This is a genomic window from Streptomyces kunmingensis (assembly GCF_039533535.1).
GTDB lineage: Bacteria > Actinomycetota > Actinomycetes > Streptomycetales > Streptomycetaceae > Streptomyces > Streptomyces kunmingensis.
Genome location: NZ_BAAATS010000005.1, coordinates 556,870 through 563,524, shown reverse-complemented (window position 1 = coordinate 563,524; position 6,655 = coordinate 556,870). Strand labels below are relative to the sequence as shown.

Sequence of the window (6,655 nt, the reverse complement as noted above, 5' to 3'; positions counted from 1 at the left end):
CGGGTGTGGTGCGGGGATCAGGCGGCGACGGTCTCGCCCGCGTGGCCGTGCAGCCGGGAGATGATCTCACTGAGCTGCGCGGCGACCTCCGCGTCGTCGACGGGGTGCGTCTCGGCGAAGCGGGTCAGGGAGGCCGGGATGGAGATCTTGACGTCCTCGATCACCTTGCCGCCGGCGATGCCCACCGACTTGCGGACCTCGTCCTGCGCCCACACGCCGCCGTACTGGCCGAAGGCCGTGCCGCCCACGACGACGGGCTTGCCGCCGAAGGCGCCGGCGCCGTACGGGCGGGACAGCCAGTCGATGGCGTTCTTCAGGACGGCCGGGATGGTGCCGTTGTACTCGGGGGTGAAGAGCAGGAACGCGTCGGCGCTCTGCGCGGCGGCACGGAGCTTGGCCGCGGCGGCGGGCACGCTGCCCTCGACGTCGATGTCCTCGTTGTAGAAGGGGATGTCGACGAGCCCCTCGAACAGCTCGACCTCGGCGCCCTCGGGGGCCAGCTTGACGGCCGCCTCGGCGAGCTGGCGGTTGTGCGAACCGGCGCGCAGGCTGCCGACGAGCGCAAGGATACGGACAGACATGGGGGCTCCAAGGGTGATCTTCACGGGACTTCCGCGATCCGGACCGGGGTCCGTTTTCAAGTTCTACCACTCTAAGCGGACCGCGGTCCAGTTATGCCCGGAATGCTTTACGCTGTATTCATGTCCAGCAGCCCGCCCCACCTCCCGGCCTCGCACGGCCCCTCGGGCGAGCCCGAGCTGCTCGAGATCGGTTTCGCCGCGGACGGCGGTTGCAGCGGTCCCGGCCTGCGGGCCGACGCCGCACGCAACCGCGCCCGGCTCATGGAGGCCGCCGGGAAGCTGGTCGCCGAGCACGGTCCTGCGGGTGTCACGATGGAAGCCGTCGCCGCCGCGGCCTGCGTCGGCAAGGGCACCGTCTTCCGCCGCTTCGGCGATCGCAACGGGCTGCTGACCGCCCTGCTCGACCACACCGCGAAGCAGTTGCAGGCCGATCTGATGAGCGGGCCGCCGCCGCTCGGCCCCGGCGCGCCCGCCGATGAGCGGCTGCGCGCGTTCGGCGTCGAGGTCCTGCGCCGCTCGGCCGAGCAGCTGGAGCTGCAACTGGCCGCGCAGCCGGAACCGGAGCGCCGGATCGAGCACCCCTCGCGCCGGGTGCTCGCCACCCACGTCACGATCCTGCTGCGGGAACTCCTGCCGGGGGCCGACTGCGTGCTCCAGGCCCAGGCGCTGATGGGCTACCTCGACCCGGCCCTGATCCACTACCTGACGAAGCGGTGCGAGATGCCGCTGGAGCGGCTGGAAGCGGGCTGGACCGACCTCGTCTCCCGGATCACGGGCACGGGCGCCTGACAGGTTGAGCGCGAAAACAGTGGTGCGCAACTGACGTGATCGGCTCTTGTGGCGTGTGCGGGCGCTGGTGACACTTGTTCCGGATCGAAGTACGGGTCGACCGCCGGGGTGTGCGGGGCGTTGACCTCAGGAAACATCCGGGTATGTGGGGAGACGCACGGCGGTGGACGACCTGACGAGTGGTGGCAGAACACATGTGGTGCCCGGGCTGAGTGACGTACAGGATGTGTCCGCGTTCGTCGCGTTGATGCGGCGGTGCAAGGAAACCTCGGGGTTCACGTACCGGGAGCTGGAACTCCGGGCGGCGAAGAACGGTGACGTCCTGGCCCGGAGCACGCTCGCCGGGGCGCTCTCGCGCGAGGCGTTGCCGAAGGCGGACCTGCTCACGGCGTTCGTCCGGGCGTGCGGCGTGAGCGACGAGGAGGTGGCGCAGTGGCTCGCGGTGCGGGAGGAACTCTCCGCCGGGGCCCCGCTGTTCGACGCCGACCCGGATGCAGGCTCCGGCGCCCGTGCAGAATCCGACGCCGACGGTACCGAGGTGGGTGAGCCGGGGACGCCGGATCAGGGGAGCGCCGATGGACGGACGACCTCGCCGCGGCCCCCACGCTCCGCGCGCTCGCGCCGCCGTGCCTACCTGCTCGTCGCGGGCACGGTCGCCGTCGTCGCGTTGATCGTCGCGGTCGCCCTGAAGAGCGGCGGGGACGGCGACGGGAGCGCGGACGCCGTCCCGGCCGGCGAGGTGAGCGTCCGCCCGCTGGAGGGGCCCGACCTCTGTCTGACCGATGGCAAGGACCGGGCGGGACGGTACGACAGCCTGATCGCGGTGTTCCGCCCCTGCGCGAAGGCGACCCCGCCCGTGACCGAACTGCGCTCGACCGGCGACGGCCGCTACCGCGTCCGCTGGTACCACCCCGAACACGGTCCGGGCTGCCTCAACGCCCGTGAGGACGGCGCGCCGAAAGGCTTCCTCGAACCGTTCGACGACTGCGCAAAAGGGAGCCCGCTGCGGGTGGAGCGCGTGACGGACACGGCCGCCACCTACGTACTCAAGGTCAGTGAGGAGCGGTGCGTGGCAGCGGGGGCCAAGGGCGAGGTTCCTGTCGTCGGGACGGAGGCCGTGGTCCGGCCCTGTGACGGTTCCGCGGGACAGCGCTTCGTGATCCGGAGTTCCGCCGCGCAAGAGGACACCGCGACGGCCAAGTGAGGCCGGGGCGCCGCGGCCACTCGGGTCGTAGTCGCCACGGAACCTCCGGCCGGCGGTGGGAGCGGTGCGAACGAGGTGCGGCTGCGAGGGTCCCCCCGAAAGTCCCCTCGCAGCCGCCACCTGGCAACAAGTTGGCAGGTGGCGGCGTGTCCGGCAAGGGATCAAGGCTGTCCGGGACAGGTTCGGCGTGTCCCGGACAGGGGCGGAACGCCCGTACGGCCAGAGCGCCCGTACGGCCAGAACTCGTACGCCTGAGCCCGAAGGCTCGATGCGTCCGGCTACAGACCCCTGACCTTGCCGCTCGCCGACAGCTCGTAGACCAGCGTCACCGTGCGGCGGCCGCCCGGCGGGAGGGCGACGTCCCAGCGGGCGACGCCCTCCGCGTCGAGCGTGTCAGGGGCGGGCGAACACGCCTCCTTGCGCAGGCGGACCTCGACGTCCGCCACCTCGGAGACCGGAATCCGTTCGCGCAGCGTCAGCACGCGGTCGTCGCTCTCGCCGGGGCCGGAGAACCGGGACAGGTGCAGCCGGACCGTGCGGGTGATCACCGTCCGCTGGGTGAGCCCCGCGGTGGCACGGGACTCGTCGGTCTCCCGGAGCACGCGGTGGCTGTCCGAGCTGCCGAACGCCAGCTCGGCGGAGGCGCCGGGCGCGGTGAAGTCCAGCGTGCCGCGGCCGGCGAAGCCACTGCCGCGGACCAGCTCCACCGGCCCGGCGAGCAGGGCGTGCCCGCTCGGGTTGGTGAACCGCACCACCTGCGTGACGAGCGGGGACAGTTCGGGCGCACAGACGTACTCGCTGTGCGCCGCGCCCGTGCCGGTGGTGAGCGGCACACGGTGGGCGCGTCCGTCGCCCGGTACCGAGGCCGGTGCGGGGGCGTGCAGAACCCGGACCTCGCCGCCGTCGTCCACACTCGGCACCCCGGTGACCGTGCTCGGACCCAGGCCGCTGATCGCCTCCTCGCGCAACTCGATGTCCACGGACCGGCGTTCGGTGGCGGAGCGGTCCCGCAGGGTGAGCCGGTCCTCGACGAGCCGGGGCGGCGCGGTGGCCAGACTCGACCGGGCCGTCGAGAGCGTCAGGCGTACACCGGACCAGTCCTCGCCGGTGCGCTGCCACACCATCGCGTCCGTCTGCAGGGTCAGCCGGTCACCGTCGAGCGTGGCGCGGTAGGCGGGGCGCCACAGCGCGCACGGGGTGAGGTGGCTCAGGCGCAGCTCCGCGGGGCCCGCGGCCGGTGCCCGTACCGTCAGCTCGACATGCGCGGTCAGCTCGGGCGGTTCCTCCTCGGCCTCGGTCAACGCCCGCCGCACATCAGCCAGTTCGGCAGCCACCGCACGCAATCGCGCGTCTAAGTCGAAGAGTTCGCGCTCGTACGTGCCGCGCTCGGCGTCGACGCGGTCCAACTCGGTTTCCCAGCGCTGCGGTTCGGCCTCCCCGAACCCGGCCCCCTCGCCGATCTCCCGCAGCAGATCGGCGGTGAGCTTGCCGAGGAGGTCCAGGCGGGTCCGCAGCCGGTCGCGGCGCTGCGCCAGCGCCCGCTCCTCCTCTTCGAGGGCGTACGTGTGCCGGCGCAGCGGGGAGTCCTCGTCGCCGGGCGGCTGGGGCCCGCGCGGTGTCCAGGCCCGCACCAGATGTACGTCCAGGACACTCGCACCGTCACCGTCACCGTCACCGTCACCGTCTCTGTCACCGTTCCGGCCGCCGGTCAGTTCGGCGTGCAGGCTGCGGTCGACGGCGAGCGCGCTGACCGGGCCGAGGAGCAGCCGCTGGACACCGGCCGCCAGATGAAGGGTGGTCGTTCGCTCGATGTGGGCGCGGTCCTCCAGGCAGGTCACCGCGGTGACGGGCAGGGGGATCGGACGGAGGGCCGGCTTCGCGGCTGGGGATGTGGACATGGCGGGTGTCAGCTCCTCCGGTTGCCGCCGGTGAGGGCCTTGGCGGCCGGGATGCGGATCTCGTATCCGCCGTCGAGCGAGGCGGTGCCGCCCGCGGGGACGTCCACCCGCCACAGGCGTGTGCCGGGCACGAACCGCTCGGGTCCGTCGCCGCCGTCCCGCGGCGTGGTCCAGCCGCCCCGTTCGTCGATGCGGATGTCGCTCTCGGACGTGACGGGCACGCGCTCGCGGACCTCGACGGTGGCCGGGCGGGAGAGACGGCTGGCCAGCTCCACGAGAATCCGGTGGTCGAGCACGGTCGTCGTACCGCGCAGCCCCGAGGTGGATTCGCGCAGCTCGGTGCGGCGGCTGGCCCGGATCGCCTCGGCGGGGCCGAGCGCCACGCGTCCGGTGCCGCCGGGGGCGAGGGTGGGCAGCGCCGTGGTCGGCAGGTGTTCGCCGTCGGCCGTGATGTCCACGGGCCCGGCGAGGAGTGCCTGGTCGGTGGCGTTGGTGAGCACCAGGGTCGCGTACACGGTCTCCTCGACCGACGGGACGCAGAGGTACTCGGTGCGCAGACCGACCGCGAGCTCCGTGACGGTGACGGTGTGCCAGGTGCCGTCGGAAGGGATGTCGGCGAGGCCCTGCGCGTCGTACCGGTGGTCGAAGGAGCCGGCCGAGTCGCGGGGGCGCACCGCGTGCCCGGGCAGCGGCAGTGAGCCCACCGACTCGGCGCGGCGCCGGTACTCGGCGGCCACCGGGTCGCCGGGCGTCCCGGGGACCAGAAGGCCGCGCTGTCCTGCGGGCGCGTCGGGGCCGGACAGGACGAGGCCGGCGTAGTCGAGTTCGTCGGCGCCGGGGCGGGGCGGTCCGGGCGGGGGTGGAGGTGGTGCGGCGGCGTACCCGGACGGCGGCGGTGCGGCGGCCGGGCCGCCGGGAGGCGCGGGCGCCGCCGGAGCCCCGGCGAAGGGAAGTGCGGCCGGCGCCTCCTTCGGCATGCCGCCCGCGCGGGAGCGGGCCGCGCGCGGGGGAGAGGGCGCCGCCACGACGGATGCCGACCCGATGGACCCGGACCACTCCTCCGCGAAGCCGCCGGACGCTGTCGGGGCCCCGTGACGCGGCGTGAACGGTGGTGGCTCCGCCGTGTCGTACCCCGCGAACAGGGCGGCGAGCCCGGGCGGCGGCTCGCGCCAGCCGGACGGCGCGGGAGGGGGCTGGCGGCGTCCGATCCGCACCGAGCGCAGGGCCGGTACCCCGGTGGGGCGGCTCAGGTCGGCCGTGGACAGGCTGATGCGCACCCCGCGCCAGTCCTCGCCGGTGCGCTGCGCGACCGAGGCACGCAGCACCAGCCGCCCGCCGTCCTCGCCCTGACGGCGGGTCAGCCGGTAGGAAGGGGCCCAGACGGCGCCCGGCACGCGGTACTCGACCTCGACTTCGATCTCGACCGCAGCGGCACCGGCCCCCTCCGGCTCGGATCCCTCCGAACCGGCCCCCTCCGAACCGGCCCCCTCCGAACCGGCCCCCTCCGAACCGGCCCCCTCCGAACCGGCTCCCTCCAGAGTGAGGACGGCCGAGACCGAGGTCCGTACAGGAGACGACGGAGCGTCCGTGGAGGCACGTTCGAGCCGGTCGGTGGCGAGGTCGAGCTCGTGGGTGAGCCGCCGGACCTCCTCGTCCAGCCCGGCGAGTCCGGCCTGCAGGGCCGCCGACCGCTCGTCGACGAACTCCGCGAGTCCGAGCCACGCCTCGACGGGCGTGCGGCGGTGCGGGTCCTCGCGCCGGCGGGCCGGCGGCACCGGGCGCAGCGCCGCGATCTCCTCGATCCGCCGCGCCTGCCGGTCCCGGCGCGCTTCGGCGGCCTGCTGCGCGTCGCTCAGCCGCTGCGCCTCGCGGAGCAGTTCCCGGGGTGCGTCGGGCGCGTGCGGTTCGGCCTCGACGGCGATCCGGGCCTCGGTGACCCGTACGCCCTGCGCGTCCACGACGGTGGCGCGCAGCGACTCGGGGTCCAGCGCGCGCGGCAGGCCGCTCACCCGTACCCGGCCGTCGGCGGCCACGACGCCCCGGGCGAGGCGCCGGCACACCGCGCCCCGCGCGTACACCGTCACCGACGTGAGCTTCGATTCCCACGGCTGTGCCGCGTCCGTCATCGCGTATCCCCCCGCACGCCGCCCCGGGCGGCACCGACTCACTGCGGTCGAGAGTAC

General features: G+C 74.1%; 5 protein-coding genes. 2 read left to right on the top strand and 3 right to left on the bottom strand.

Annotation, left to right across the window (positions count from 1 at the left end; all coding sequences use genetic code 11):
- Window positions 1–17 precede the first annotated feature (17 nt).
- The gene (locus tag ABD366_RS07755) at window positions 18–581 is read right to left on the bottom strand and encodes an NADPH-dependent FMN reductase (protein ID WP_324776580.1); all 564 of its coding nucleotides are present in this window, start codon (window positions 579–581) and stop codon (window positions 18–20) included.
- A gap of 102 nt (window positions 582–683) precedes the next feature.
- Here ABD366_RS07755 and ABD366_RS07750 point away from each other — a divergent pair, with 102 nt between their 5' ends.
- Window positions 684–1,370, top strand: coding sequence for a TetR/AcrR family transcriptional regulator (locus tag ABD366_RS07750; protein ID WP_324776582.1), 687 nt, complete (start codon window positions 684–686; stop codon window positions 1,368–1,370).
- Window positions 1,371–1,533: 163 nt separating this feature from the next.
- Window positions 1,534–2,574, top strand: coding sequence for an XRE family transcriptional regulator (locus ABD366_RS07745; protein WP_324776584.1), 1,041 nt, complete (start codon window positions 1,534–1,536; stop codon window positions 2,572–2,574).
- A gap of 278 nt (window positions 2,575–2,852) precedes the next feature.
- Here the strand turns inward: ABD366_RS07745 and ABD366_RS07740 are convergent, their stop codons facing one another.
- Entirely contained in the window at window positions 2,853–4,472 is a 1,620-nt protein-coding gene (locus ABD366_RS07740; protein WP_324776586.1) for a mucoidy inhibitor MuiA family protein, read from the bottom strand.
- Window positions 4,473–4,480: 8 nt separating this feature from the next.
- Entirely contained in the window at window positions 4,481–6,598 is a 2,118-nt protein-coding gene (locus ABD366_RS07735; protein ID WP_324776588.1) for a DUF4139 domain-containing protein, read from the bottom strand.
- Window positions 6,599–6,655 lie beyond the last annotated feature (57 nt).

What these genes read in the sequence shown, in the direction of transcription:
- ABD366_RS07735 (WP_324776588.1), bottom strand. Translation starts at nt 6,598, where the DNA reads ATGACGGACGCGGCACAGCCGTGGGAATCGAAGCTCACGTCGGTGACG.
- ABD366_RS07750 (WP_324776582.1), top strand. Translation starts at nt 684, where the DNA reads ATGCTTTACGCTGTATTCATGTCCAGCAGCCCGCCCCACCTCCCGGCC.
- ABD366_RS07740 (WP_324776586.1), bottom strand. Translation starts at nt 4,472, where the DNA reads ATGTCCACATCCCCAGCCGCGAAGCCGGCCCTCCGTCCGATCCCCCTG.
- ABD366_RS07755 (WP_324776580.1), bottom strand. Translation starts at nt 581, where the DNA reads ATGTCTGTCCGTATCCTTGCGCTCGTCGGCAGCCTGCGCGCCGGTTCG.